The 26014-nt window shown below is 41.6% G+C and carries 23 protein-coding genes and 1 tRNA gene; 10 read left to right on the top strand and 14 right to left on the bottom strand.

Annotated elements, in window-relative coordinates:
* Position 1: 1 nt before the first annotated feature.
* The 10 genes from BLS35_RS08345 to BLS35_RS08300 are packed head-to-tail and all read right to left on the bottom strand — an operon-like array spanning position 2 to position 14036.
* A complete protein-coding gene (locus tag BLS35_RS08345; protein WP_090779762.1) occupies positions 2 to 766 on the bottom strand; it encodes a glucosamine-6-phosphate deaminase in 765 nt (254 codons plus the stop codon).
* A 6-nt stretch (positions 767 to 772) separates the two neighbouring features.
* The gene (locus BLS35_RS08340) at positions 773 to 3604 is read right to left on the bottom strand and encodes a TonB-dependent receptor (RefSeq protein ID WP_090779711.1); all 2832 of its coding nucleotides are present in this window, start codon (positions 3602 to 3604) and stop codon (positions 773 to 775) included.
* 50 nt (positions 3605 to 3654) lie between these two features.
* Positions 3655 to 4908, bottom strand: a complete 1254-nt coding sequence (locus BLS35_RS08335; protein ID WP_090779709.1) for a hypothetical protein — start codon at positions 4906 to 4908, stop codon at positions 3655 to 3657.
* Complete coding sequence (locus BLS35_RS08330) at positions 4895 to 7414, bottom strand: beta-N-acetylhexosaminidase (RefSeq protein ID WP_090779707.1); 2520 nt, start codon at positions 7412 to 7414, stop codon at positions 4895 to 4897. The genes BLS35_RS08335 and BLS35_RS08330 overlap by 14 nt, the downstream gene beginning before the upstream one ends.
* Positions 7411 to 8985: a glycoside hydrolase family 28 protein gene (locus tag BLS35_RS08325; protein ID WP_090779705.1), complete on the bottom strand. Its 1575-nt coding sequence runs from the start codon at positions 8983 to 8985 to the stop codon at positions 7411 to 7413. The genes BLS35_RS08330 and BLS35_RS08325 overlap by 4 nt, the downstream gene beginning before the upstream one ends.
* Positions 8978 to 10270 carry a sugar MFS transporter gene (locus tag BLS35_RS08320; RefSeq protein WP_090779703.1) on the bottom strand — a complete coding sequence of 431 codons (1293 nt, stop codon included), beginning with the start codon at positions 10268 to 10270 and terminating at the stop codon, positions 8978 to 8980. Before BLS35_RS08320 ends, BLS35_RS08325 begins: the two co-directional genes overlap by 8 nt.
* Before the next feature lie 3 nt (positions 10271 to 10273).
* Positions 10274 to 11089 carry an N-acetylmuramic acid 6-phosphate etherase gene (gene murQ / locus BLS35_RS08315; RefSeq protein ID WP_090779701.1) on the bottom strand — a complete coding sequence of 272 codons (816 nt, stop codon included), beginning with the start codon at positions 11087 to 11089 and terminating at the stop codon, positions 10274 to 10276.
* 36 nt (positions 11090 to 11125) lie between these two features.
* Positions 11126 to 12418, bottom strand: coding sequence for an MFS transporter (locus BLS35_RS08310; RefSeq protein ID WP_090779761.1), 1293 nt, complete (start codon positions 12416 to 12418; stop codon positions 11126 to 11128).
* Positions 12415 to 13215, bottom strand: coding sequence for a sugar phosphate isomerase/epimerase family protein (locus BLS35_RS08305; protein WP_254778751.1), 801 nt, complete (start codon positions 13213 to 13215; stop codon positions 12415 to 12417). Before BLS35_RS08305 ends, BLS35_RS08310 begins: the two co-directional genes overlap by 4 nt.
* Before the next feature lie 47 nt (positions 13216 to 13262).
* The gene (locus BLS35_RS08300; protein WP_090779696.1) at positions 13263 to 14036 is read right to left on the bottom strand and encodes a phytanoyl-CoA dioxygenase family protein; all 774 of its coding nucleotides are present in this window, start codon (positions 14034 to 14036) and stop codon (positions 13263 to 13265) included.
* Positions 14037 to 14197: 161 nt separating this feature from the next.
* On the opposite strand from BLS35_RS08300, the gene BLS35_RS08295 reads away from it, so the two are divergent.
* The gene (locus tag BLS35_RS08295) at positions 14198 to 15076 is read left to right on the top strand and encodes an AraC family transcriptional regulator (RefSeq protein ID WP_090779694.1); all 879 of its coding nucleotides are present in this window, start codon (positions 14198 to 14200) and stop codon (positions 15074 to 15076) included.
* Positions 15077 to 15568: 492 nt separating this feature from the next.
* Here BLS35_RS08295 and BLS35_RS08290 read toward each other — a convergent pair whose 3' ends face one another.
* The gene (locus BLS35_RS08290; protein WP_090779692.1) at positions 15569 to 16462 is read right to left on the bottom strand and encodes a helix-turn-helix domain-containing protein; all 894 of its coding nucleotides are present in this window, start codon (positions 16460 to 16462) and stop codon (positions 15569 to 15571) included.
* 179 nt (positions 16463 to 16641) lie between these two features.
* Here BLS35_RS08290 and BLS35_RS08285 point away from each other — a divergent pair, with 179 nt between their 5' ends.
* The 9 genes from BLS35_RS08285 to BLS35_RS08250 all read left to right on the top strand — a co-directional run bounded on the left by BLS35_RS08285 (position 16642) and on the right by BLS35_RS08250 (position 23528).
* A complete protein-coding gene (locus BLS35_RS08285) occupies positions 16642 to 17493 on the top strand; it encodes an aldo/keto reductase (protein ID WP_090779690.1) in 852 nt (283 codons plus the stop codon).
* Positions 17494 to 17547: 54 nt separating this feature from the next.
* Positions 17548 to 18531 (top strand): aldo/keto reductase, encoded by a 984-nt coding sequence (locus tag BLS35_RS08280; protein WP_090779759.1) that lies wholly within the window; start codon positions 17548 to 17550, stop codon positions 18529 to 18531.
* Positions 18532 to 18542: 11 nt separating this feature from the next.
* Positions 18543 to 18836 carry an alpha/beta hydrolase family protein gene (locus BLS35_RS28155; protein ID WP_254778747.1) on the top strand — a complete coding sequence of 98 codons (294 nt, stop codon included), beginning with the start codon at positions 18543 to 18545 and terminating at the stop codon, positions 18834 to 18836.
* A gap of 243 nt (positions 18837 to 19079) precedes the next feature.
* Positions 19080 to 19628, top strand: a complete 549-nt coding sequence (locus BLS35_RS28150) for an alpha/beta hydrolase family protein (RefSeq protein WP_254778745.1) — start codon at positions 19080 to 19082, stop codon at positions 19626 to 19628.
* A gap of 78 nt (positions 19629 to 19706) precedes the next feature.
* Positions 19707 to 20360, top strand: a complete 654-nt coding sequence (locus tag BLS35_RS08270; RefSeq protein ID WP_090779688.1) for a flavodoxin family protein — start codon at positions 19707 to 19709, stop codon at positions 20358 to 20360.
* Positions 20361 to 20371: 11 nt separating this feature from the next.
* On the top strand, positions 20372 to 21208 hold the full coding sequence (locus BLS35_RS28145) for a DUF4440 domain-containing protein (RefSeq protein WP_090779686.1): 837 nt from the start codon (positions 20372 to 20374) through the stop codon (positions 21206 to 21208).
* Between the two features lie 9 nt (positions 21209 to 21217).
* Positions 21218 to 21946, top strand: a complete 729-nt coding sequence (locus BLS35_RS08260) for a carboxymuconolactone decarboxylase family protein (RefSeq protein WP_254778743.1) — start codon at positions 21218 to 21220, stop codon at positions 21944 to 21946.
* Between the two features lie 12 nt (positions 21947 to 21958).
* Positions 21959 to 23020, top strand: a complete 1062-nt coding sequence (locus BLS35_RS08255; RefSeq protein WP_090779684.1) for an alpha/beta hydrolase — start codon at positions 21959 to 21961, stop codon at positions 23018 to 23020.
* Between the two features lie 7 nt (positions 23021 to 23027).
* Entirely contained in the window at positions 23028 to 23528 is a 501-nt protein-coding gene (locus BLS35_RS08250; RefSeq protein WP_207909072.1) for a cupin domain-containing protein, read from the top strand.
* Between the two features lie 233 nt (positions 23529 to 23761).
* Here BLS35_RS08250 and BLS35_RS08245 read toward each other — a convergent pair.
* From BLS35_RS08245 to BLS35_RS08235, 3 genes are all read right to left on the bottom strand, one after another.
* Positions 23762 to 23835 (bottom strand) — tRNA-Pro (locus tag BLS35_RS08245).
* Between the two features lie 486 nt (positions 23836 to 24321).
* On the bottom strand, positions 24322 to 24630 hold the full coding sequence (locus BLS35_RS08240; protein ID WP_090779683.1) for a hypothetical protein: 309 nt from the start codon (positions 24628 to 24630) through the stop codon (positions 24322 to 24324).
* Between the two features lie 457 nt (positions 24631 to 25087).
* Positions 25088 to 25861, bottom strand: coding sequence for a hypothetical protein (locus BLS35_RS08235; RefSeq protein WP_132225913.1), 774 nt, complete (start codon positions 25859 to 25861; stop codon positions 25088 to 25090).
* Positions 25862 to 26014: the final 153 nt, after the last annotated feature.

Genomic DNA, 26014 nt, shown 5'->3' with positions numbered 1-26014 from the left:
TTTAAAGGATCAGTGCAGCACTGTCCTGATCTAAAAACAAGATGGCATCAGCATGATCTCTCAACGAAGTAGATGGATATTTTGCACTAATGGCCTCAGTCAGCGTATGCTTCACTGCCTGTGCTTTATTTTTACCGGGAACCATGCAAAAAATATACGCCGACTGCAATAAGGCCGGGATGGTTAAGGTGTAAGCGTATGAAGGCACATCAGCAACTGTAGCAAAACAGCCATCGTGTACCTGCTGCAGCTTACAGGGTTCATCCAGGTCGACGATCTTGACCAGCACAGGATCGTTAAAATCGGCTACATGCGGATCATTAAATGCAAGATGTGTATTTTCACCTATGCCCATAAATGTTATATCTGGTGGCATCTTTTGCAGCAATGCAGCATACCGTATACTTTCAGCTTCGGTATCATTGCCTTCTTCATTCAGGTAATAAACTTTTTTCAACGGCAGCTTCGAAAAGATCCGCTCATTCAGGAAATTTCCGAAACGTTGTGGGTGAGCTACGGGCAAGCCTGTATATTCATCCATATGAAAGGCATTTACCCGGTCCCATTCTATATCTTTTTCCAGAACTATCGCTTCCAGAAACTCCAACTGAGAAGCCGCCGCAGCAAAGATCATGTTAACCTCATCTTTCTGCCGCAACAATTCCCTTAAACATTGCGCTGCCAGTTTAGCAGCGCTGATGCCCATTTCTCTCCTATTTGAATAAATTTTAACCTGTAAATGGTCTTTTAAAAATTCTTTAATCATTGTCATTTAATAGCGGTATTTTAGTCCGGCACGGGCCGAATAATCATAAAATGTTTTCGTAAAAATGCGGGAACGCTCTCCAAAATATTCTACCTGTGGTTCATTAGTAAGATTTACACCCTCGGCATAAATAGTAAGGCCTTTGGTGATACGGAAAGAAGCATTCACATCCACCTGGTAACGTGCGGCCCTGATCACATCAGTCGCATCATCAGTACCTAATGTAGAGGTATAGGCGCCATTATAGTTCAGATTTCCCTGTAGCGTAAAGCCCTTTAAAGTATAAGAAATAGAACCGTTAGCAGTATGATCAGCCTGTCCGGGTAAACGGAGTTTTTTCCTTCCCAATGCATCAGCCCTTGAGTGGGTATAGGTATAATTGGCATACAATGAAATTCCTTTCAGGATGCCCGGAAGAAAAGTAAGGTTAGTTTGCGCATTAACTTCAACACCAATTACCTTGGCCAAATCTCCATTGTAAGTCTTGTAATACAAATAATCTTTGTAAGCAGCAGCATCAGGGAACTCTGTGCCTGCTAAAGTAACCACGCTGTTATATTGAAACTTATTGATGTGTTTGTAGAATGCGCCTACAGAAAGAATACCCAGATTATTTAAATATTGCTCAATGGATAAATCGTAGTTTGTTGCAAATGCGGGTTTTAAATCAGGATTACCATCTGTTAATGTCCTGTTCAGTATACTCACCACACGACTTGGCACCAGGTCGTTAAAGTTTGGTCTTGAATAACCGAAAGATACGGCACCACGTGCTACCATGTTTTTGGTCAGATCATACTTACCCTGCAGATTCGGTAAAAATTTGGTGTAATTATATTTCGAATTAACTGGTACTGATGAAGTCAGTTTACCATCACCATCCTGATTTACCAGCTTCGCATCGTAATCAACATCTGTTCGCTCTACCCTCAAACCTCCTAACAACATCAATCTCTTGAACTGAATGCGGTTCATCAGGTATCCGGCTACAACGTTCTCCTCTGCATCGTAAAAGTACGAATCGATTGATATTTGTTTTTGATCCGCATTTTGTGTAAAATAAGAAGGGTTGCCATTAAAAAAACCTATTGTAGCGTCCTTATCCACGCCTAAACCGAAATTGATATTATTGTCCAGAAAATCAGCGGAAACTTCTGAATCTCCTTTAAAATTATTGAGATTACCTACACCGGCAGGCCCACTATAATTCGCTACAAATGTACTTAATGGTCTGAAACGCTTGTTGCTCATTCTTTTCACCTTTGCACCCATCTTAAAATAAGCATCATTATCACCTATTTTGTAGGGGTAGGTAAGGTTTACACGAGCCACAAAATTGCGACCTTGTGTTTTAAAGTCATTCGCTTCAATGGTATTATAGTTGTATAAAGCTGCATTATTTTTGGCATCTGTCGAGCCTGTTGCCTGGATATAATCGCCCGATATATTGGCAATCGTTAATGGAACATTACCCGTGATATAGTTGTACGCCGCCGCACGTTGATCAAAATTAGATCCAGTAATGAATATTCCTCCATCTAGCTTAACCTCACTTAACATGGTCTCACCTTCCAAACTAAAATTGATATTATTGTTTCGCATCTGTCTGTCCAGTACCTCATTGTAGCCTCGGCCCCGGGTAGTGGTATAAACACCGTTTGCAAATGTAGTATTGGCAGTCTGCATACGGGTACGTTTGCGGTAGCGGGTAGCATCATTGTCTAGACTATTGAAAGTTAAGTTCGCCACGATTGAAGTAGTAGGGCTAAAGCTATAATCTAATGTGGTTGTGGCACCCATACGGGTACGGTCATTCTCCAGATAGACAAGACGAATATCGGTTGGAAAATAGATATTGCCTTTTCCGTCAGCAAAATCTTTCAACTGCCAGGCCTGTGCGTTAATCTCGTCATAGCCATTACTTGTTTTGTAATAACTACCGGAAACCGTAACACCCAATTTACCATTTGGCATATCCTCCGTTGCACCATAACGACGGCCAAAGCTGATGTTACCGATGCCATTTGAATTGTCGCGCAGTTTATTATAGCCACCGCCAAGGTCAACCGATAATTGCGGCTTTAAGCTGATCGCTGTAGGAGTTTTTAAGTTGATAGCACCCGAGATCGCATCACCATCCAGATCAGGAGTTAAAGTTTTAACCACTTCCATAGAAGCCAGCACATTGGCAGGGATCAGGTCCAACTGTGCATTCCGCTGCCCAAGTTCCTGGGTACCCATAATCTGTTCACCATTAATATTGATATTGGTATAGCCACCTGGTGTACCACGTAATTGCACAGTAGAGCCCTCGCCCTGCTCACGACCAATGGTTACTCCCGGAAGTCTTTGCAGTGATTCGGCAACGTTAAGATCAGGAAAACGGCCCATCAAATCCGCAGAGACCACCTGTTTGATGTTATCTGCGTTTCTTTGCTGATTCAAGGCCTTTTGCTGTCCTTCCATCACGCCCGACACAGTAACGCCTTTTAAAGCAACGCTGCTCGTAACCAGTCTAATGTTTTGTACCAATGTTTGTCCAGCTTTAAGTTCCACATTCGTTTCAACGGGACTAAAACCCATATAAAACACAGTTACGACATAGCTACCCGGCTTCAGGTCATTCAGTTGAAAGTCGCCGGTAGTACTGGAAGAAGTCCCTTTGTTGCTGCCCTTAATTTTTACAGAGGCCCCCGGCAATGCTCCGCCCTGCTCATCAATCACTTTACCCCTGATGTTGCCCATGGTTTGGGCCTGAGCAGGAAAACTAATCCCTGCGGCGGAAATGATGACTGCCAATATCCACATGAGATATGATTTAAAAATAGATTTTTTCATGACAAGTTCTTTTTAGAGTTTGCATTTGGTTGTTTGGTTGATATATTCGGTTAGTTCTGAAATGATTTAAATTTGTAGTAATCACTTAAAAAGCGGAGTGCGAAGCTGGTACCGATGTCGCGATTGACCAGCCAAACCTTGCCTTTAGAACGGATTCTGGTCTCTATGACCTGCCCTCTCAGGTTTTTGTCGGGGTGGTCTTCAGCAAAACGATTGTGCACCAGCCAATAGGCAGACTTCTCGATATTGGCATCAAATTCCTTATAGCCTAATCTGGAAAGCTCTATCCATACGATGCCCGAAAGGGCAACCTCTGATCCTGTTACAGATCCTTTGTCTGGTGCTTTGCCATTTGTATAATTATCGTAATACATGGTGCCATCTTTTTGCTGGGCTTTGGCATGTGTGCGTGCCGTTCTGGCCGCAGCCTCCAGGTACTTTCGATCTTTGGTCAGTTTAAAGGCTTCAATCAGCGATTCGGCATACCAGAGGTTAAACCTGGGGTGGAAAGAATGTACCTCCTTGAAATTAGGCATAAAATCAGACCATATCCCATTTTCATCCTGTAGCTTCAACAGACTGTTACATAAATTGATGAAGGCATCTTTAAAAGCTGTATTGCCCGAAAACTCATAAGCATCTTTAAACAAGGAGCCCTCGGTATTTGGGCGAGAAACATCGAATAATGTTTGTTCACCAACCTTTTTATCCTTCCAGAAGGGACTGAATTCCCTCTGTACATCACCAGTTTTCAAGTCTACATTGTCATAACACACCCCTTTCTCGGCATCGTACATATTTTTCATCATCCATTCAGCTGCCTCTGTGGCCGTTTTAGCATATTTTTTGTCTCTAGTTACCCTACTCAGCTCATAAATACCTGGCGTACCATCAGATATGGTGGCAAAAACAATGACATCATCGCCTATAAAATCACCATGTGTAGCACCGAGCATACCTTTCAGTTTGGGATGGTCTTTGATCTGCAGGCTAACCCAGTAGTTCCCGGCTTTCTTAGCCGCATTTAACCAACTTTCATTGCCCCTGATTTTATAGCCTGCCAGCAGGGCATTGATAGCCTGGCCAGTATGCCATGGCACCTCATAAGGATACCATTTACCTTCCGTCAGGTTGTAATCGCAACGTGATTTACCCTGCTCATCCAGGATCACATTGACAATACAATTGGCCGTCTGATCAATTGCGGTTACAATCTCTTCCTTTTTTACTTGAGAAAAGGCAGGAATTGAGGCGCTAATAAGGGCGACCAGGATTAAACTGGTTAGGATCTTAATCTGCTTCATGGCTCTCTTGGTTAGCATTGATAGTGTATTTATGTTTATGGTTGGTTAGTGGCTCATTGGTGTCTAAGCGAAAGGTGAAAGCTGCATTTGTGGCATTACTTTTTACCTTTAACACGATATAATTGGTACCTGCTTTTAAAGGCAGGTCATAGGATTTCTCTTTTGGCAGGGCTATATTTCCTGCGGGGCCTACAGCCCCTTCGACTACCTGGCTACCGTTACAGAATAGCTGCACTGCTGAGTTGTTTCCAATCCATGCTGGTAGCGGTTTAGCGGTTTCAGTAGTGATCGTACAAAAAGCATAGACATAAGTATCGGTCCCAGGATTTTTAAATTTATCGATGATGCCACCATTGTCGGTATTGTATTTCATCCAGCGGGATTGTTTACCGTTGTACTGCGCAAAATCTCCGGGTTTGGGTGGATGATCGGCCTGTTGGTCTTCAGAATATAGAAACGTTGGGAATGTATCGCTTTTAAAAGGGCCTGTAAGTAGCCAATAATTGAAATAGAAACGGTTGCTCTCTACCACATTCAGACCAATCGCAGTAGCTGGAGGCAGTGTGGCGTTTGCGGCAGCAGCTATACTGACCATGGTCAGCTTACGCTCCAGCTCTGCTAAAGCTGCAATTCGGTTTTTATATGGTTTTAAGGCGTAGTCCAGTGTGTAGGGCTGATTTTCCCGGTTCCATTTATTTTTGAAATCGGCTTCCATGGAGATGTACCTGTTCTTCAGGCTGCGCAGGTTTGCTATTTTCGGTTCTAAACCGGCAATTCCCTTTCCTTCATTTTGCTGGTACCATTTAGCAATTTCAGCAATCTGTATGCGGGTATCAAAAAGCAGCTTGTAACGATCTACAATGTATTTTAATGTCGCCAGGTCGGAAAGATTTCTTGCTGGCTTTGCTGACTGTAGCAGCGCTGCAGCTTCATCTACCAGGCCTAAGCCTTCGGGAACATCTTTATTGTTCAGAATCAGGGCTTCTCCATTTTGAGGTAAAATGTGTTGCCACCAAATTTCGTGAGTCATATTGTAAGTCAGGGGCAGGTCTCTCAACTCCATCAACTTATCGATCGCTTTCACATAGGCGCCATTTTCGGTACCATAAGCTGTTTTTTCATAGCGTTTATCAAACCCATCGTTGAAAACAGCTTTTGTATTCCAGCTTTTCTCTGCCGCCATATAAACACCGTACCAATCTTCCGAAAACAGCTGGTCACCGCCTTCATCCCAAATGGTGGTACATGCACCAATTGCACCTTTTTCATAACCTTCATTGATAAATCCCTTGATATTTGCTTTGGCGATGGCCAGATCAGGGAAAAGCCTATTGGTGTTTAAAATACCTGGACAAACCATAAACTGTAGGTTACGTTTTACAAAGGGGTCTATCCATTTGCTGTACGATTTCGGATCACCATACTCCCAGGTCATATAAACAATATCATTTGGCAGCATGTCCAGAATTTCCTCATGTTGTAATGCAATGTCACCCCACATCATCAGTTTCTTGCCGTTCTTTTTTACCACATCATACAGGAATTTAAGATGGTCGGCATAGAATTTAGCTATCCCGACACTGTCCGTATATTTTTTAGATTTCCCCTTCCCCAGGTCGAAAGTCTCATCACAGTTGACATTGAAATAAGGAGCGCTGAAAGCACCACACATTTCAGTGATCACGCTTTCCAGAAAGTGTTTTGCCTTAGGATCGAGCGGTGAGATCATGGTTGAAGTTTCGCCCATCGACTGGTATTGGGGCAGGGACAAGATGTTATTAAAATGTCCGAATGACTGGAAGCTCCCTACTAGCTGCATATGGTATTTCGCAGCATAAGCATCCAGTTCTTTGACATCAGCAATGGTTAGCTTTCCATCCTCGGGGGCAAAATCGGGATACGCATTAGTCTGGATCACATGTTCAATATAAAACGACAAGCCATTCACCTTTAAAGCGGCCATCCTTTCAATCTGACGTTTGATATAGGCGACCTTTGAAATGGGGCCACGGCTAATGTCGTCAAACATGATCCTGTTCGGCAGGGACGGCCAGTCGGCAATAACCAGCTCTTTATTCCAGCCAGCATCGGTTAATTGCCTTAAAGTCTGCAATCCGTAAAACAGGCCTGTTTCTGTGTTCGCCACCAGCAGCTGTTCCTTTTTGTTCAGAACCAGCACATAGCCCTCTTTTCCGATCTGCGTTTTCCAGTCGACCTTTAGCTGTGTGTATGTCCTTATCAATGCGTCAACCGTTTTGTTGCCGCTTAAGCTTAGCTTCAGGGCGACACCAGTTCTGGTATCGGTGCTGTATTTAGCGACGTCGGCCAAGCGTTTCAACATGGGTAGATCTATCCCAATCGCTTTAACAGCTATGCGTTTACCCAATTTTATGGTAGCGCCCCCCTGCTGTACCTGTTGAGGATAAGGTACAACCGGAACCTCTGCCGAAAACAGTTTAGTGTTCAGTAATAAGAGCAAAATGAATATATTTATTCTGCTGATCATTTTTTTATGGTTTGATTACTGCCTGATTTAATTTTCGGGTGATGGTTATTGCTTACCGCTACATCGGTCACCGTACCTTCCTTCCATATGAAATGTTTCGCAGAGCTGTACACGGCGTTTGCGGTGATGAAGCCTCTTGTTGTATTTTTCAGGTAAACAGGCGCATTGGTCTTTGCAGTACTGCCCATTGTTGATCCTTTAATTTCAAAATCGCTGGTATTTTCCAGTGCGATAGCAGGGCGCTCATCAGTCTCCGTAAAGGAGCAACTGATGTTATTTAACCTGATACCTTTCACATGTTTGATAAATAAGCCGTATGCAGGCAGTGGACCAAACATAGTGGCTTCAGGATAATGATCAGCCAGGGTTTCAAGCGTCCTGAACATTGCATCAGCTTTAGCACCACCTGAACCAGATAGGGAAATATTGCTTAGAGAGACATTTTCAACAATAGCATTTTCGAGTCCTATTACCGAACTGCCGGTAATGTCTGCACCTGTAGCCGTCACATTTGAAATGTGGATATTCCTGGCAATGCCAACACCTGGCATCGGGGCGTTATCCGTATGTTTCCTTGCCCTGTTGCCCAGTCTGATAAACAAGGGCACCTGAGGGCCATCAATCACCACATTGCTGATGGTAATATTTTCCATAATCCCCCCATCTACCATTTCCAGTGAAATACCACTGTTACCGGCCGGTTTACCATAAATGGTGGTCAGCTGCGCAGATGGTTTGATCACAATATTGCTGACAGTCACATTCCTGAAACCACCTGTAGATTCTGTACCGAATTTCAACCCGTTACAATGACTACTGAATACACAATTACTGATGACAATATTCTCTGAAATGAGTTTAGAAGTACTTTTTAAGGTAAGGCCATCATCATCGGAATCTCCCTTAACATTGGTGATCAATACATTTTTACAGCCGTCAATATCAATCATGTCGTTGTTTTTATTCGAATGGTTCCAGATAGAGATACCATCTATGACCAGGTCTTCACAACCCAGGTAATGTTGCATCCAGAATGCAGAATTACGCAGGCGAACCTCCTTAACGCTCACTTTTTTACAGCCTACAAACCAGATCAGGTACGGCCTGTTCATATAACGATCTGGTTTTTTGATGGTATTGATCTCGAAGCTAGCTCCCTGACCATCTATTGTTCCTGATCCTTCAATACCTATATTTTCCGCTTTATTGGCATAGATTAGTGCCTGCTTTGCCCAGTTTTCTCCATAAAAAGGGATTCCTGCCTGCTGATATGGGTAATTTGAGGCGCCTTTAACGCCGATCAGTGTACAACCATTAGCAAGGTAGAGGGTCACATTGCTTTTCATGACTATAGTTGCCGTCATGAAATTGCCAGCAGGGAAGATCACTTTTCCCCCACCAGATCCAGCACAGGCATCGATACTTTTTTGAATAGCTACAGTGTTTACGGTACTTCCATCGCCTTTGGCGCCATAAGTGGTTACCTCCACATCGGCTGCCTGTGCAAGAATAGAAGTACCTGTTAGTATCACAAATAAGAAATTACGCATATGTAAGATTGAGCTAAGCATGATATGTTTGTTTTTTAGTCCTGGAGATTTGATAATACACATTAAAAAGGTAGCAGGGAACCAACAGCAGGTAAGCGAGCTGATTGTTGGAAATATGTGAAAGCCAGCTGTAAACCAATGGAAGGATGGCACCACCTGCAATACCCATAATCAATATGGCTGATCCTCTATTTAATAAGGCACCACTTAATCCATGTAGAGCGAGCGGCCAGATTGCCGGCCAAAGCATCGCATTGGCAAAGCCCAGTAATGCGATAAATACGATTGAGGTCTGGCCCGGTACGAATACCGCAAGCAGTGTAAGCAGTATACCCAGCAGGGAGGAATACAAAAACGCCTTTTCCTGGGTGATGAGTTTAGGGATAAATAAAGCACCCAGAATATACCCCGTAAGCATAGATGCCAGCGTATAAGAGGTGAGGCTTTTAGCTACATCAAGCCTTACCCCATGATAAATACCGTAATTACTAATAGTATCACCGGCAATTACTTCTACTGCTACGGTTACAAATATGGCTGTAAAACCTAGCGCGAATGCGGCATTATGACTTTTACCGGTATTAGCTAGTTCTTGTTTTTCATTCAGGGCCTGTTCTTCCTCCGAAGGTTTAATTTCAGGAAGATGTGCATACTTTATACCGAAGGCAATGATGCAGAGTACAATGGTTAACACAATATAGGGCATGATCACATCGCGGGCCAGTTCGTCCAGGCGTGCGGTTTTCGCAATCGGAGCCAGGCTTTCCAATTCGATCAGCAGACCATCAGAATTTTTAAGGATAATAGCACCCAGGATCATTGGCGCAAGGATACCTGCGAATTTATTACAAATCCCCATAATACTGATCCGCTGTGCGGCCCTGGCCGGATCGCCCAACTTGGTGATGTACGGATTTACTGCAGTTTGCAATAATGTTGTGCCTGCGCCTACCACAAACAACCCCAGTAGGAACAGTGGATAATAGCGCATCATGGCTGCAGGAACAAACAACAGACAGCCTGCAGCCATAATGAGCAAGCCCACCTGCATGCCTTTAATGATTCCTGTAAGCTGCAATATGCGACTGGATGGCAGCGCCATAAAGGTATACGAGATATAAAAGGCGAAGGTAACCAGATAGGCCTGCCATTCCTGTAGCTCGCAGGCAATACGCAGATACGGGATCAGTGTTCCATTTACCCAAGTTACAAAGCCGAAGATGAAAAAGAAAAAACCGATGGTCATTACCTGTTTGATGTAAGTACCATCTGTTGCCGGTTTAGCCATGTTTACTATTGCGTCCATAATTTACATTTTTAGTTTTTCCATTGCAATCTTCACATTCCCATATTTTAACAGGCTTGCCTTAGCCTGCGCATAGTCAGTTATTCCGGTTTTCTCCATCAGCATTTTCACCCCACGCTCTACCAGCTTTTCATTGCTGATCTGCATATTCACCATACGGTTGTCTTGCACTTTCCCCAGCCTGATCATCACTGTGGTAGAGATCATGTTTAAAATCAATTTTTGGGCCGTCCCGCTTTTCATACGGGTACTGCCGGTCACAAACTCCGGACCTACCACCGCTTCAATCGGAAAATCTGCATATTCAGCGATTGGTGAATCGGCATTACATACGATACAAGCAGTAAGGATACCTTGCTCCTGTGCTTTTTTCAAAGCCCCCAAAACATAGGGTGTAGTACCGCTGGCAGCTATGCCGATCAGGATATCCTGATTGTTAATGTTGTATTTTTCCAGGTCCACCCAGCCTTGTTCATGACTATCTTCCGCATCCTCAATACCAAAACGCAAGGCTTCATCGCCCCCGGCCATAATACCGATCACCACATCGGCTGACACCCCATAAGTAGGTGGGCATTCGCTGGCATCCAGTACACCTAACCTGCCACTGGTACCAGCGCCGATGTAAAACAGCCGACCTCCTTGCTCCATGTGTGATGCAGCCGCATCAACCAGTCCGGCAATGCGGGGCACCAATCCACATATCACAGCTGCAATGGAGGCATCTTCATCGTTTATGTAGTTCAGCAGTTCTTCTATCGACATCTTTTCAAGATGACGGTAGACTGATGGCATTTCGGTTGTTCTGATAAAACTCATTTTTATATAGAAGCTATGTTAAATTTCTCATTTTTGCTAAAGTTTAACCTTTTCCATTTTAGGAGCAAGCAGGTGTATGACCAGCCATGCGACCAGAAATGAACAGCCACAGACCAGGAAAATGGCATTATAGCCTGCGACAATATTTCCTGTGCTTTTATAAAAATCAAGGATAAAACCAATAAACATGGGAAAAAGTACACCACCTATGGCACCGGCCATGCCGCCTAAACCGACTACAGAGCTCACCGCCTTTTTAGGGAACATGTCTGAAACGATAGTAAAGATATTGGCACTCCAGGCCTGGTTTGCGGCTACCGACAGACTAATGAGGGCAATTACAAACCACATATTGGTCGTATAGCGGGTTGCTATTATCGGGATCACACAGATGGCGGCAACCATTAATGCTGCTTTGCGGGCTTTGTATACCGGCCATCCTTTTTTAATGAGCCAGGAAGAAAGGTAGCCCCCTCCGATACTGCCGATCATGGTACCAGTATAAACGATCACGAGTGGCAGACTTGGCTTTTTAAGGTCGAGGTGAAAATAAGTGGCGAAATAAGAAGGCAACCAGAACAGGAAAAAGTACCAGATCGGATCAGTAAAAAATTTACCGGCAATAAATGCCCAGGTCTGTTTAAGGCCCAGCAACTTTTTCCAGGTCACTGTACTGGTATCGTTATCTTCTGTAAGTGCATCTTCATCACTATTGATATAGGCGAGTTCCTCAGGCTTCAGTTTCTTTTGCTTAACAGGAATCTCATAAAAAGAGATCCAGGCGGCGAGCCATACAAAGCCCAGGGCCCCGGTTACAATAAATGCCATTTGCCAGCCGTATACCGACAGGATCCAAGGCACCAGGATTGGTGCCACACATGCTCCGATGTTAGATCCGGAATCAAAAATACCTACGGCAAGCGCCCTTTCTTTTTTAGGGAACCATTCGGCAACAGTTTTAACACCTGCGGGATAATTACCAGATTCTCCCATTCCCAGCAAGGCACGCATAGCGCCAAAGCCAAAGGTTGTTCTTACTGCTGCATGCAGCATGGCTGCAATGCTCCATACGGAGATCGAAATGGTATAGCCCAATTTTGTGCCTATTTTATCTATTAGTTTTCCATAAAATAGCTGACCTAAAGCGTAAGTCGCTGTAAAAGCCATTACGATATGACTGTAATCGGTCTCTGTCCAGCTAAATGTTTTTTCCAGACTTGGTTTCAGCAGGCCGAGAATCTGTCTGTCCAGGTAATTGATAGTTGTCGCAGCAAATAGCATAAAGCAAATGAACCACCTGTAATTTCCGATCTTACTTTCTTTTATCATGATTGTTTTAGCTGATATCTGTTTTTTAAAAGGTTCATTATATACAGGTTGTTTTGCCATTGCCTTTCCTGTGGCAGCTGATGTGGCATATAAGGTATGGGACCAAACTCCGGTGTGATGGTCAATATGTCCCCTTTATAATTTTCGACCACTTTATCCCAGCAGTTCAAATGAAAAGCCAATGCTTCCGCATATTCGGGAAGCGATGGGTCTGCTACCTGTGGACCTTGCGGAAAGCCCACCCTGGCATGTATATGTGCCGTATGTTTTATCGCCAGATCAATCGCCTCGGGCTGATCCTGCAACAGACTTTCTGCCACGGCACACCAGTGCGAAACATCAAGGGTAAGCTGCAATTCCGGCCGTTGATTAAGGAATGGCGCGGTTACATGTGCCGCATAAGCAAACCTGCCGCGGTGGGTTTCATGTACAATCTGGATTCCAGTAGCCCTTGTTACCTTTTCGGCAATATCGAGCAAACCGCAGTTCTGCTCCTGGCTAAAAAAATCCCTTCCAGTGTGCGAATTGATAAATAAAGGTTTTAATGCCGCCAGTTTATGCAGTCTTTCTTCATAATTTGCCTGATGCAATTGCAGGTCAGTATCCATTGTTTCGCAATGCTGGGCGATAAACTTCAACCCGTATTGTTCCAATCCTTCCATAAACTCCCTCCGTTCTCCTTCAACCGGAAGAGCTGCTTCTACGCCCTGGTAACCATTAGCAACGACACCTGTAAAAAAGTCCTGCCAGCCACTCATTTTCTGACCCCATGTTGTACAAAAGTAAAGTATCTTCATAAGCCCTTATTTAATGTTTAATTAAACAACCTTTAACATCCACGTCATCAGCTTTTAAAATCGTCGTTCTTTAATTTCCTGTCGCCCGCATTATTTCGTCCATGATCAAACCCCCGTTCCCGTTCATATCTGATCATTTCTGCAGGTCTAAAATTGAGGATAAACGCCCTTCGGTCACTACTTGTCGAGTTGCCCCTGCTATAGTGTAGTGTACGCCCCTGGTGGAAGGTACAGGACCCCGGCTTAAGCTCAACATATATTCCTTCTTCTTCGGACGCGTCACAGGTAAGCGCTCCTCCGGCTTTACTGGCAAAACGATGTGGCCTTACCTCTTTCAGATTCGACCCCGGAACAAACCACATACAACCATTATCGACGGTAGCTTCATCTAAAGCCAACCAGCAACTGTTCGCACGTTTATCCGGGACATTGAGCCAATATGCTTCATCCTGATGCCAGGGCGTAATGGTATTGGAATATGGGGCTTTATTAATCAGCATATCGAAATCCATTTCGGCATCTTCACCAATCAGCTCCCTGCTGATGGCCAGTGCCCGTTGATGATAAGGCATATCTAACAACTCTTTTACAAAGTCGCTGGGCCACATGATCTGGGTAATGTTTTCCTTTGATTTACTTTTGCCTAATCCATCCCCCAGATCAGAGCGGTTCGCCCCAACAGCTATTTTCTCCGACAGGAAATCATTATAAATGGCTTTATAAAGCTCAACTTCATCGGGTGTAATGATGTCTTCAACAGTCAGGTATCCGTTAGCATTAAAAAAGGCAATCTGTTCAGCAGATAAATACTTCTTGTTCATACGCAGGTATTTGGTTTTATAATCCTGCCATCAATGTTTATGAATCATAACGAGTGTACCTTGTGGATTACTCAATATTTGATTTGCAGAATTATTTTATCAAATTTAACCTTTGAGCTACAGCCTAACTTTCAATTTAGTAGGAACATACAATTTTATACATGTCGGACTTTGATACCCGCTCCACTACAGAAAGGAGCATTGTAAATTTCAGTAAGTTTAAGCTTGACGGAAAAGTCAGGCTGGGAAGGTATTCCTATAAACATGTGCATGGAAAGCTGGAAACCCATTCGCATGATGGTATGATGGAGATCTGTTATTGCGATAAAGGTATCCAGGTATATGAGGTGAACGGTAAAGAATACCAGATCAGGGGTGGCGATGTTTTCATTACCTTCCCTAATGAGCCTCATGGAACCGCCAGACATCCTGAAGAAAAGGGCTCTTTATACTGGCTGATTGTTCAGATTCCCAAGGAGGAGCGTTTTCTGCATTATGATGATGAAGAATCGGCTGTATTTATAAAAGAGCTGATGTCCATCGAGCAAAGGCATTTTAAGGGAACTGATGGGATGAAGAAGATGCTGGACCAGCTCTTTATCCTGCATGAGGAGCCTGTACAACCGCTACATAAATTACAGACCTTAAACCTGATCAGCAATTTTCTATTAACTGTCATTGAGTATTCGCAGAAAAATATAGCCAGGGAGCAGTCTGACAGGATTTCTGAGATCAGAAATTATATCCATACTCATATTTACCAAAGCCTACCTATTGAACTGCTGGCTAAAGAACTCTGCATGTCTGATTCTCATTTTAAAAGCTGGTTTAAAAAGGAGTTTGGCATGCCCCCGGTAGATTATATTTTACGTACCCGGGTTGAGGAGGGGAAAAAACTATTGCAATTACCAGATGCTGAATCAGTAACGTCTATTGCGTTTAAGCTCAATTTCTCTTCTTCTCAGTATTTTGCGACTGTATTTAAAAAATATACGGGTGTGAGTCCGGCAGAATTTAAACAGCGGGAGGCAAAAACTTAAATGCTATCAATTAATAGATTTACGACTACGAGTCCTTCTTGATAAAGAAGCATCTGCTGAATTTATTGACGAAGAGCAAGAGTATATAAAAAAATGGCGTCACTTGAAGATAAGTGGCGCCATTTGGCTTTTTTAGTCGGGGTGGCAGGACGCCGCACCAACACCATAAATATCTTATTTTCAATCACTTAAATCCAACTGAAACATCAGGGTGTAGATTAGGGCATAAATCATTTCAAATCAAATCAGCTCAAACCATCTCCAATAGTAAAGTATAAATAACTGCTTATTTGATGACCTAAAGATCGGTTTTTGATGTGATGCCACCAAATAAAATTTGAATTTAATATAACAATTAGCTAATTCAATTTGTGTCTTATAGCGGGTATTTCGCCAAAAGTGGGGAAGAACCACATTCACCGAAACGTACAACTAAGATTACCGATTCAAATTGAAAACGAACTATTTTGACATCCTGTTACGATAGAAGTCTTATAAATTCCTATACTCATTAGGTGTATACCCAACACGATTTTTAAATAAGCGGCTAAAGTGTTGTGGATATTTGAAACCCAACTCAAACGCGATTTCATTAATGGTCTTGCTGCTATCAAAAATCTTATTTTTTGCAATCTCAATGATTTTGTTCTGAATATACTCTTGCGCAGATTTGCCAGTTTCTTTTTTTACCAGATCACCAAAATAGTTAGCAGATAAATGGACTTCATCTGCAAAATAGCCAACAGAAGGCAGACCGATGCTATAGGGCTTTTCGGATGCGAAATAGCTATTCAGTAATTCCTCAAATTTTTGCAGTATTCCCCTATTGGCATTTTCCCTAGTGATAAACTGACGGTCATAAAATCTCTCACAATAATTCAGAAAAAGCTCAATATTGGATGCAATTAACTTTTTACTATGCTTATCAACCGACTGGCTTAATTCATATTCAATTTTAGAGAAGCAATCAAAGACAATTTTCCGCTCTTTTTCTGATAGATGCAATGCCTCACTTGTGTTATAGCTAAAAAAGCTATACTCATCCAGGCTCTTGGCCAGAGGTGTGCCTGCTATTAGATCTGGATGAAAGACCAATCCATGCCCCATCGGCTGGTAAAAATCTACTTTATTTTCTACATCTATAACTTGTCCAGGGGAAATAAATACCAATGTCCCCTTGTCATAGTCGTAATAGTTACAGCCATACTTTAAATCTCCGCAATGTATTTCTTTAAGGAAAATGCAGTAAAGTCCGAAAGTCATCCGGGAACCGGTTCTTTCCTTCGCTTTTGAGAAATCAATAACACTCACCAGTGGATGTAAAGTTTCGTGGTTATTAAACGCATTGTACTCGCTTACCGTGTCAAAATTATAGGCCTTTTCCATAGCTATTGCTTTTTTGTTAATACAAAACTAACCATTCTAGTATAACAAAACGGCAGACACGCACCAATCAGTAACATTGGTAGTAATATCCGTAATCGGTATACCAATTCACTCCATATCAAAGCTGAACTTTGTACCATTAAAAGTGTTGTATAGACATTGAGCAAATTTAATAAGAAATGAAAACAGTTAAATTGAACAACGGATTAGAAATGCCAATCTTGGGATTTGGCGTTTTTCAAATACCCGATGCGGCAGAATGTGAAAGGGCAGTTATTGATGCAATTGATACAGGTTATAGGCTAATAGATACTGCAGCCTCTTATTTAAACGAGCCAGCAGTAGGTAATGCACTAAAAAATAGCGGCATAGACAGAGATGAGTTATTTATAACTACTAAACTTTGGGTACAGGATACAGGTTACGAAAAGACAAAAGCAGCATTTCAAAGGTCTCTTGAAAGGATGCAATTGGATTACCTGGATCTCTATCTCATTCATCAGCCCTACGGTGATATTTTTGGCTCATGGAGCGCTATGCAGGAATTATATCAGGAAGGAAAAGTTAGAGCAATTGGTGTTGCCAATTTCCAACCAGATCGAATGATGGACTTGATCATAAACAGCGGCTTCACTCCTGCTGTTAATCAGATTGAAACCCATCCTTTTCATCAACAAGTAGAAAATCAAAGATTTCTGGAGGAGAATAATGTGCAAATTCAATCATGGGGGCCTTTCGCAGAAGGTAAAAACAACATATTCCACAATGAGGTATTATCAGACATAGCTGCAAAACACAGTAAATCGGTAGCACAGGTCATTCTAAATTGGTTAACCCAAAGAGGTGTAGTTGCTATTCCCAAATCTGTTCGCAAAGAAAGGATGGCTGAAAACTTCGATATTTTTGATTTTGAACTCTCTGAGCAGGATATGCAATCCATCGCTGCTTTAGATGCCAACGCAAGCTTGTTTTTTGACCATAGAGATCCCGCAATGGTAAAATGGTTGAGCGAAAGAAAATTAGCTATATAACCCCAAGCAGCGATTAATAAAAACAGAAAATCTATACCTAAAATAAATAAGATGATACCAAAAAGAATATTAGGGAACAGTGGTCTGGAAGTATCAGCCCTTGGATTAGGCTGCATGGGATTAAGTTTTGGCTATGGTCCCGCAGCAAATAAACATGAAGCCATAGCGTTAATAAGAACTGCATTTGATGCTGGAGTAACCTTTTTTGATACGGCAGAATGTTACGGCCCTTTTACCAATGAAGAGTTATTAGGTGAAGCGCTTGCACCCTTTCGGGAACAAGTAGTCATTGCCACCAAATTTGGTTTTCAGGATGGTGATTCAAAGAAAGGATTGGACAGCAGTCCTTCAAGGATGAGAGCTGTGGCAGAAGCATCCATGAAAAGACTGAAAACCGACTACATTGATCTCTTTTATCAGCATCGTGTTGACCCCAACATACCTATTGAAGAAGTTGCCGGAACTATTCAGGATTTGATAAAAGAAGGTAAAGTCAAACATTGGGGTTTATCGGAAGCAGGCGTAGAAACCATTCGCAAAGCACATACCGTACAACCAGTTGCTGCATTACAGAGCGAGTATTCTTTATTCTTTCGGGAAACGGAAAAGGAGATCATACCTACATTGGAAGAACTAGGAATAGGCTTTGTACCATTCAGTCCATTAGGAAAGGGCTTTTTAACGGGAGCCATTGATGAAACAACAAAATTTGACACTACGGACTTCAGAAATATTGTTCCCCGCTTTTCGGAAGAAAACAGAAAAGCAAATCAGGCTTTGGTAGACTTGTTGAGATCTATCGCTATTGACAAAGATGCAACACCTGCACAGATCGCCCTAGCCTGGTTACTGGCACAAAAACCCTGGATTGTACCGATTCCTGGAACGACAAAATTACATCGCTTGCATGAAAACATCGGAACCGCAACCATTTCGTTGTCTGCGGGCGATGTGCAACAAATCGACACGGCTGCATCAAAGATTTCCATACAAGGAGCGAGATATCCCGAAGCGTTACAAAATAGAGTTGGAAAATAAAATTATTTGAAATGAACAGGAAACTAGTAAGATATATAGGCACATTAACATTATTATTGGCTACTTCAATATCGCTTAAAGCCCAGAACAGAGCACAGCCTTTAGTTATCGCTGAGCAAGGCAGTTTTGCTATAGGGGGAACAAAAACTACCGTACCGGGCAGCTTTAATTTGGATAGTGCATTGAAACCACAAGGCCAGACCTTTCATGGGGATCATGCTTATGCCTTTTATCAAATTCCAGTAAAAGCCCGTAAATACCCCCTTGTATTCCTGCATGGCGCCGGACAGTCTAAGAAAACATAGGAAACTACCCCTGACGGACGAGAAGGATTTCAGAATATTTTTCTTCGCAGAAGATTCCCTGTTTATCTGCTTGACCAGCCGAGGCGTGGTGAAGCGGGTAAAAGTTCCGTTGCAGCAACCATTAACCCTGCTGCTGACGAGCAGTTTTGGTTCAGCCAATTTAGGATCGGAAATTATCCTGACTACTTTCCAGGTGTTCAGTTTCCTAAAGATACTCCTTCATTAGAACAGTTTTATCGGCAAATGACTCCGAATACTGGCACATTTGATGGAAATGTGATCTCGGATGCCATCACTCAACTGTTTAATAAAATTGGTGAAGGTATATTGATTACCCATTCCCAGGGAGGAGGACCTGGTTGGTCTACGGCCATCAAAAATAACAAAGTTAAAGCGGTTGTAGCTTATGAGCCTTACAGCGGCTTCATGTTCCCAGAAGGAGAACTACCTGCGCCGATAAAATCAGCAGGTCTTTTTGGAGAGTTGAAAGGCATGGAAATACCGCTGTCTGACTTCAATAAACTGACTAAAATACCCATTGTTATTTATTATGGAGATAATATCGCAAAAGAAGCTACTAAAATATGGAATAAAGATCACTGGCGTTCAGGACTTGAAATGGCGAAGATCTGGGCATCAACTATCAACAAACATGGAGGTGATGCAAAGGTGATACACCTGCCAGAAATCGGCATCAAAGGTAACACACACTTCCCGTTTTCTGACCTGAACAATATCCAGGTAGCTGACCAGCTCTCGAAATGGTTAAAGGAAAAAGGTTTGGATAAGTAATATTGGTAGCAATACCCGTAATACATCTACCATAAAATCCTTTTGTTCTTTGGAACTTTGCATAGCTAAAAGAAAGATATGAAACGGTTGAGGATATATGGCATACAGGTAATTACGCTTTTATTGATGATCACCTCCTGTTCAAGGGCTGGAGAACCAACAAAAGTAAAAGAAGAGCTACCGATAGATAAAGGTGACTTACTTAAAAATAAAAAAGTACTGATTGTCTATCTGTCACGCACAAAAAACACCAAAGCCGTTGCGGAGATCATCCACAAAAAAGTTCGTGGTAGCTTAGTAGCATTGGAACTGGTAACACCCTATCCGGAGCATTATCAGAGAACGGTGGATCAGGTAGCTGCAGAAAATGCGAAAGGTTATTTACCACAGCTAAAAACAAGGATAGACAGTATAGAAAAGTACGATGTTGTCTTTATCGGTTTTCCTACCTGGGGAATGCAGTTGCCGCCTCCCATGAAAAGCTTCATGAATAAATATGATCTAAGCGGAAAAATAGTAGTCCCCTTTAATACCAATGCTGGATATGGCGTTGGCAGCAGCTTTGAAACCATAAAAGAATTATGCGCAAACAGCAAAGTACTTGAAGGATTTTCAACAAAAGGTGGCGTGGAAAGAGACGGCATTTTATTCGTAATGGAAAACGAAAAAGAAACGCAGGTACAACTTGAAATACAAAACTGGTTGAAGAAAATAGGTCTAATTAATTTATAAATCATAACAAAATGAAAAAAGCAATCTATTTTACAATTTTATTATTTGCTGTAGTTACAACTCAAGTAACTGCACAGGAACAAAGTATTTTTCCATTAGGAGAAAAGGCAAAAAACGTAAATCATACCGGAGACGTATGGCTTAGTGAATTAAATAAACCAGACGATGCCATCAATTCCCAAATATCCCTTGCCGTGTTTGCGCCTAACGCCAAACTCAACTGGCATACCCACTCAGGCGGACAGATATTGCTGATTACTGACGGTATCGGTTATTATCAGGAAAAAGGAAAGACTGTACAGATCGTACAGAAAGGAGATGTTGTAAAATGCCTGCCGAATGTAGAACATTGGCATGGATCAACCGCTAATAACGGTGTTACTTATTTAGCAGTCTCGCCAAAAAGTAAAACGACCTGGCTGCATCCTGTTACAGATGAGGAATATCAGAAATTGGAAAAACCAGCTGTATATTCCATGAACATTGAAAAGGAGCTTAAAGATCTCTCCAAGCAAAAATGGAACTGGATGGCCGACAAAAACACAAGTGAGCTTAGTAAACTCTTCCATGAAAAATCTGTGTTTGTTCATATGGGGGGATCATGGGGAAAACAACGTGAAATGGATGTGATTAAAAGTGGAGGTATCTGGTATAAGAAAGCCGATATCCACGATGTTTCTGTGAATGTAATTGGAAACACAGCTGTCCTGTTGAACAGGATTACACTTTTGGCAGTAGTAGGTGGTAATGAAGTCACCAATCCATTTATGGTTACTGAAGTTTATAAAAAAGAGAACAACAACTGGCAACTGGCATCCATGTCCTTCACGAAATTAGTAACGCCATAATAAACGGATATGATGATCAAAAAATTAATGAAGTCGATATTATTTATAATGACAATGATTATTGCAACCTCTGCAAATGCCCAATCTGGTACTAGTCAAAATTTAAGCGCAAAACAACAAGCTCTGGTACGCATTTCGGCGGTCACAGCAAAAGGTGACCTGTCAAAATTAAAAATTGAGTTAAATGCTGGCCTGGAAGCGGGTTTGACTATCAACCAGATTCGCGAGACTATCGTTCATCTGTATGCTTATGCGGGTTTTCCCCGCAGCATTCGGGGATTGCAGACCCTTATGACCGTAGTGGATGAACGCAAAGCCAAAGGTATTAATGATGAAAAAGGTGCAGAAGCCTCCCCTATCAATGACGGGCATAGCAAATACGAAAGAGGTAAGGCGATATTGGAAGAATTAACAGGTACATCAGAAACAGGATCGAAAACAGGATATGCAGCGTTCGCACCTGAAATAGAGGTCTTTCTCAAAGAACATCTTTTTGCCGATATTTTTGAACGTGATGTGTTGACCTATACTGAAAGAGAGTTGGTAACTATTTCGGTACTCAGCAGCATTGGTGGTGTGGAACCTATGCTACGTTCGCATTTGAACATCTGTTTGAATGTTGGTCTATCCCCAAGTCAATTACAACAATTCGTAGGTCTGATAAGCTCAAGCATTGGTAAAGAAGAAGCGAAATCAGCACAGTCGATATTGGATGAAGTTCTGAAAAGTAGAAAGTAAAATATTAAAACTATGAAAAAGCTAACATCAATTATTGCATTAGCAATGTCAGTAGCGGCTACAGATGTTGTAGATGCGCAATCTACTCATAAGGGAAAACAACAAAATCCCTATACCCTGGTGTATGAAGGAGCTATTACTAAAAATGAAAAAGGAAAAGTAAATATTCATCCGGTGAAGTATAAACTGAATGGGATTGAAATTGCGGCGAATGTTTATACACCTGCAAATTACGATGCTTCAAAGAAATATCCGGCAGTATCAGTCGCACACCCTAACGGTGGTATAAAAGAACAGACAGCTGGACTATATGCACAACGTTTGGCAGAGGAAGGCTACATAACCATTGCTGCCGATGCGGCATATCAGGGAGCAAGCGGCGGTGAGCCACGTCATACGGATAAACCTGCAAGCCGTATCGAAGATATTCATGGTATGGCTGACTTTATTATACAGTATGCAGGGGTTGATGCGAACCGCTTAGGTGTTTTAGGTATTTGCGGTGGCGGCGGTTATACTTTAAAAGCAGCACAGAGCGACAAACGTTTTAAAGCAGTCGCAACCTTGAGTATGTTTAATTCAGGTGAGGTAAGACGTAATGGCTTTCAGAATTCCCAACTAAATACTATTCAACAACGTTTAAAACAAGCTTCAGACGCACGTGTGCAGGAAGCCGCAGGAGACAAAATAATTTATGCTGGTGTAGCGAGCATTACAGATGCAGAAATCGCTAAAACCACAACAGATTTGTATCGGGAAGGATACGAGTACTACTATAGAAGTCACGCACACCCAAATTCGACCTTTCTGTATACCATGAGCAGCCTGTTGGACTTGATGACTTGGGATGCAGCCACAAATATGGATTTAATCAATCAGCCTCTCCTGATGATGGCCGGTAGCAAGGCGGACACAAAATACATGACAGATGAAGCGTTCCCTAAAGCAACCAATGCAAAAAACAAAGAGTTATTTCTGATTGAGGGAGCTACACATATACAGACCTATTGGAAGCCTGAATATGTGTCACAAGCTGTGAATAAATTGCTTAGTTTTTATCAAAAAAACCTTTAAAATCACGATGATGAATATTAAAACCACAACTATACTACTTCTTATAGGAGCAGCTTCATTATCATGTAATGAGCAAAATAAGTCGACACTTATCTCTCCATCCGAATCACAAGACTCAACTGTATTTGCAAAAGGAAAACAGGTAACTAATGATAACTTTACCGGAACCGTATGGTTGGAAAACTTAATCCAGGCTGACAGCCTTAACCAGAATTCTATAGGGAGCGTTACTTTTGAACCAGGAGCCAGAAGCAAATGGCATACCCATCCGGCAGGTCAAATATTATTAGCAATAGATGGTGTTGGTTACTATCAGGAAAAGGGACAACCAAAGAAAATACTTCGTAAAGGCGATGCCGTAAAATGTCCGCCCGACGTTCCTCATTGGCATGGAGCAAGTTCAGACACCAAATTTATTCAGGTAGCGATAACAGGAAGGGAAAAAGGCGAAACTAAATGGCTAGAAGCGGTAACCGACAAGGAATATGAAAGTGAATCCAGCATTTAATAAATAAGACACAAAAATAACACATTGTTCGCGTTAACCAGAGATGAAAGTTTTTTCACTTGGCCAGCCCCTCAATACAACAATTATATCTAAAAAAACAGGGTGCAGAATAGGGCATAAAAACCTTGATATATTATGGTTTTCTTTGATATGGTTTAATATGAAATAAACGAAAAAACCCTCTAAACTGTTACATTTAAAGGGTTTTTAATAGACTTTATGTCTTTGTTTCGTCGGGGTGGCAGGATTCGAACCTACGACCTCCTGCTCCCAAAGCAGGCGCGATACCGGGCTACGCTACACCCCGAACTTGGTATCTGTTTTTCCCTTTTTCGAAGGGATTGCAAAGAAACAATATTAAAATGATAAATCCTATTTTATTTTACACTTTAAATAAACTTCGCCATAGCTTCGTTTGCTATGGCGCAAAAATAGAAATAAAACATCTTCCTACAAATTATTTAAGCTTAAAATCAGTTAAAAAAACGCCATTCAAGCTCAAAAACAAACTTATTCCTCAATATCAACCACTTACAAATCCATTATTTCAGCTCATATTCGAAACTATCTTTTCCAGAGCCAATAGCTAGCGCAATTTTTGTCTATTGCTACAAATCTTAGAAAAGCAAAAAGCCTATAACTATTGCTATCTACAGGCTTCTTATTTATGAATACTTTTATATTCTTTGTTTTGTGCGGGGAATGTGTCAACCCGTTAGAACATTTGAAAGAACTTTTGAGGATTATACGAGACATTTATAAGAACAAAAATCGAGGAATTAAATTTGAATTGTCAATTCTTATTTTCGGGCTTGATAACCGTTTTATTTGAATCAGGAACTACCGGTGGTATGGTATCTGCACGTTTCTTATTTTTCTTTTTAAATAGGTTATTCAATTTTTCCCCAGCTTTATTTAATGCCTTGTCCGTAGCATTGTCGGAGGTTTTATTTACTGCTTTATCTACTACTTTGTCAGTTGACCGGTCGACTGAACTTCCTACAGCTGCTTTCGCTTTTTCTTTGAGTTTACCCAAAAACTGAGCTTGCGCCATTCCTCCTACCCCCAGGGTTAGGAAAACGATAAAAATTACTTTTTTCATGATCTTAATTTTCTAATAAAAATAGCGCTGATAACCACGCAGGTCAATCATTAAAAAAGATGATTTTTATAACATATTCCTCAGAGCATCAAAGTCGAAGTTTTCCGTAAAGTTTTCCAACAAGCTCTTTCCAAGAGAGGTTTTTACGTACCTATAGGTCAATTCTATCATATACGGTTTTACCGGATTTTTTTCTGTTCCCTTAAAATACTCTGGGTGATACCGATAGAGTGTTGCATCAGCTTTGTTATCCCAAAAGCCACTAAAAGTGAACGATCAGGTTTTCTGGGCATCTTCCTTGGTATTGGCATTGTAGGTCTCCACCCATACCCCATCGTTGGAACCCGCCCCATAAGGGAAACCTCATCGAAGGTTTGTTTTTGGGCGAAAAATATTTTTCATCAATTTCATATCAATTTTGTATTTACAAATCAGCCACTTACAAGCATAATCTGCACTATTGAACATCAATATTATCCATTGTAAAATATATAGCATTGTTGCTTAGGTTTTGATCGCCAATTTTATTCAAAGGGTCAATTTTAATGCTATACATTCTGTGTGCTCCACCGGCACTAGTAGCTTTATTCCAAACTGCCCTATCAATTGCTATAGAATAAGCAGATTCTCCAGGTTTAAGAATAGTATTATTATATAACATTTCACCAACGTTAACATTTGGGTCTCTGCTAATCGATGAAAACCAACTGCTTTCTTTCAACCAAAAACTTCTTCCATTTAAAGAATTAACTCCGCCACCAGGCAACTCTGTTTCTAAATCAAATGGGAAATTTATATCGGGAGGATATGTTGAGGTATTCCACAAATAGGGGTCAGTATTGGTGACTTCTGTAAGTAAGTGATTAGGTGCTCCTGCAACAGCATATTTCAAAAGATTTAAATCTATATCGGTGGTACCCGCATTAAAGACCCTGCACTTAAGAATATAACGTTTGTTCGCAGGCTCAAAAGAAATAGAAATGAGTTCTATCGCAATGTCTTTTGCGAACTTTTGATTAGCAAGTATCTGAGGGTTCACCTTCATTTTTAAAGACTGTAGTGGAATAACCTTTGCTTCTACTTGCCCGACCCTCATGGTTCCTGCCGGCACTCTAATATCAATGGTTTTACCTGTATGCTGTCCCTTTACTAAAGCAGTATTTGTTTTTACTTGTGCATTTACTGCCATTGTTCCTACAATGAACAGCAATAAAATGAGTATTTTTTTCATCAGAATATAATTTTTTTTAATGGTGATGAAGCTATCATGAGCAATATTCATTGCTGTTTGCGAGCGTTTGCTCATGATGGTTTCATTGTTTTTTTTAATTTTGTGATATAAAAGTAGGTTGATATAAAAAAATGGTCAATCGTTAAAAAGGTG

Origin of the sequence: Pedobacter sp. ok626 (assembly GCF_900100435.1) — a bacterium.
In the GTDB taxonomy this organism is placed as follows: Bacteria; Bacteroidota; Bacteroidia; order Sphingobacteriales; family Sphingobacteriaceae; genus Pedobacter.
Note: the sequence above shows the minus strand (reverse complement) of the source record. Positions and strands in the feature narration are given on the sequence as shown.

Coding starts and splice junctions, on each gene's coding strand:
- BLS35_RS08345 (WP_090779762.1), bottom strand. CDS start 766: ATGATTAAAGAATTTTTAAAAGACCATTTACAGGTTAAAATTTATTCA.
- BLS35_RS08340 (WP_090779711.1), bottom strand. CDS start 3,604: ATGAAAAAATCTATTTTTAAATCATATCTCATGTGGATATTGGCAGTC.
- BLS35_RS08335 (WP_090779709.1), bottom strand. CDS start 4,908: ATGAAGCAGATTAAGATCCTAACCAGTTTAATCCTGGTCGCCCTTATT.
- BLS35_RS08330 (WP_090779707.1), bottom strand. CDS start 7,414: ATGATCAGCAGAATAAATATATTCATTTTGCTCTTATTACTGAACACT.
- BLS35_RS08325 (WP_090779705.1), bottom strand. CDS start 8,985: ATGCTTAGCTCAATCTTACATATGCGTAATTTCTTATTTGTGATACTA.
- BLS35_RS08320 (WP_090779703.1), bottom strand. CDS start 10,270: ATGGACGCAATAGTAAACATGGCTAAACCGGCAACAGATGGTACTTAC.
- murQ (WP_090779701.1), bottom strand. CDS start 11,089: ATGAGTTTTATCAGAACAACCGAAATGCCATCAGTCTACCGTCATCTT.
- BLS35_RS08310 (WP_090779761.1), bottom strand. CDS start 12,418: ATGATAAAAGAAAGTAAGATCGGAAATTACAGGTGGTTCATTTGCTTT.
- BLS35_RS08305 (WP_254778751.1), bottom strand. CDS start 13,215: ATGAAGATACTTTACTTTTGTACAACATGGGGTCAGAAAATGAGTGGC.
- BLS35_RS08300 (WP_090779696.1), bottom strand. CDS start 14,036: ATGAACAAGAAGTATTTATCTGCTGAACAGATTGCCTTTTTTAATGCT.
- BLS35_RS08295 (WP_090779694.1), top strand. CDS start 14,198: ATGTCGGACTTTGATACCCGCTCCACTACAGAAAGGAGCATTGTAAAT.
- BLS35_RS08290 (WP_090779692.1), bottom strand. CDS start 16,462: ATGGAAAAGGCCTATAATTTTGACACGGTAAGCGAGTACAATGCGTTT.
- BLS35_RS08285 (WP_090779690.1), top strand. CDS start 16,642: ATGAAAACAGTTAAATTGAACAACGGATTAGAAATGCCAATCTTGGGA.
- BLS35_RS28155 (WP_254778747.1), top strand. CDS start 18,543: ATGAACAGGAAACTAGTAAGATATATAGGCACATTAACATTATTATTG.
- BLS35_RS28150 (WP_254778745.1), top strand. CDS start 19,080: ATGACTCCGAATACTGGCACATTTGATGGAAATGTGATCTCGGATGCC.
- BLS35_RS08270 (WP_090779688.1), top strand. CDS start 19,707: ATGAAACGGTTGAGGATATATGGCATACAGGTAATTACGCTTTTATTG.
- BLS35_RS28145 (WP_090779686.1), top strand. CDS start 20,372: ATGAAAAAAGCAATCTATTTTACAATTTTATTATTTGCTGTAGTTACA.
- BLS35_RS08260 (WP_254778743.1), top strand. CDS start 21,218: ATGATGATCAAAAAATTAATGAAGTCGATATTATTTATAATGACAATG.
- BLS35_RS08255 (WP_090779684.1), top strand. CDS start 21,959: ATGAAAAAGCTAACATCAATTATTGCATTAGCAATGTCAGTAGCGGCT.
- BLS35_RS08250 (WP_207909072.1), top strand. CDS start 23,028: ATGATGAATATTAAAACCACAACTATACTACTTCTTATAGGAGCAGCT.
- BLS35_RS08240 (WP_090779683.1), bottom strand. CDS start 24,630: ATGAAAAAAGTAATTTTTATCGTTTTCCTAACCCTGGGGGTAGGAGGA.
- BLS35_RS08235 (WP_132225913.1), bottom strand. CDS start 25,861: ATGAAAAAAATACTCATTTTATTGCTGTTCATTGTAGGAACAATGGCA.